This window comes from Roseibium sp. RKSG952 (assembly GCF_009711355.1).
Window position 1 is genome coordinate 1 of the sequence record NZ_SMMF01000200.1, and the last position, 356, is coordinate 356.

A 356-nucleotide genomic window follows, 5' to 3' on the forward strand; every position below is an offset into this window, starting at 1 on the left:
AAATGTGCGAAAAATTTTATACGTTATCCTTGTGGTGGCCGGCCGGCGCGCTGAAACAAAAGCTTCCTCAGCACACCGTCGTCGTCATGCTGCGCGTCCAAAGGCCAGCCGAGGCCCGCTTCACGCGCCCGGTACAGATAGGTGGCAACCGTCGACTTGCTCAGGTTCAGCCGTAAGGACACATCCCTCAAGGACAGTTTGTACTCGTGGGTCAGCCGCAGAATGGTTCGGATATCTTTCACGGTCGTTCGTCTCGCTTGCTTCCGTTTGGGCATCGGCTCTCTCAAATCAAACAGAAAGAGCCAGTTTGCCGATCAAACGGCGCAATCGCGAAACCAGGCTGAAACAGGAAAATC

At 54.5% G+C, this 356-nt stretch carries 1 pseudogene; it reads right to left on the reverse strand.

Annotation, left to right across the window (positions count from 1 at the left end):
- Window positions 1–29: 29 nt before the first annotated feature.
- Window positions 30–275: pseudogene (locus E1297_RS00485) on the reverse strand (sigma factor-like helix-turn-helix DNA-binding protein); the annotation flags it as partial.
- Window positions 276–356 lie beyond the last annotated feature (81 nt).